The sequence below is a fragment of the Parabacteroides sp. AF21-43 genome (assembly GCF_003635435.1).
In the GTDB taxonomy this organism is placed as follows: Bacteria; Bacteroidota; Bacteroidia; order Bacteroidales; family Tannerellaceae; genus Parabacteroides; species Parabacteroides distasonis.
This window is the reverse complement of sequence record NZ_QTMG01000070.1, coordinates 359-908: the sequence shown is the minus strand read 5'-3', so window position 1 is coordinate 908 and position 550 is coordinate 359. Positions and strand designations below refer to the sequence as shown.

The following is a 550-nucleotide window of genomic DNA, read 5'->3' as shown; positions in this document are numbered from 1 at the left end:
CTCGGTTCTGTCCTACGCTGGGGAAAAGAAAAACTGACCGGGCGGACGTGCGGTGTCTGTTCCGCTATCCGGTTTAAAAGGTATGGCAGGCTGTCGGAACAATAGAGTTCCTTTGCCAGTGCGATGATGTTGCCGCCCTTGCCTGCGCCAAAGTCATACCAAAGGTTGCGGTCAGTGTTCACCTTGAAAGACGGTTCGTGTTCCTCCCTTAACGGTGATTTGTACCATAAGCCGTTACCCTGCTGCTTGACAGGAGAGTAACCTAAACTGTGCAGATAGTCTGCGATGGGTATTTGTTTCACATCTTCGATGTTCATAACATTTTCTTTTTTGGGGATAAAAAAAATAGTTGAAAAGTGCGCCAGTCCTGTTTAGTCCGTTATATATACACCCGTACCATACTAAACCTGCCTGTTCCGATACAGGGAAATAGTAAGTCCGTTCCTCTTGTATATACACCCGGACTAAACCAAACTGACTTTTAATAATGGAAATCGGGATTATAGCGGTAGCCCTTGCCCTCTTTCACAATCATGCGCTTGTTCACAAG

The 550-nt window shown here is 46.2% G+C and carries 1 protein-coding gene; it reads right to left on the bottom strand.

Annotation, left to right across the window (positions count from 1 at the left end; genetic code table 11):
- On the bottom strand, positions 1–317 hold a 317-nt coding region (locus DWX84_RS21385; protein WP_233573990.1), incomplete at its 3' end, for a CHC2 zinc finger domain-containing protein.
- Between the last annotated feature and the right edge of the window lie 233 nt (positions 318–550).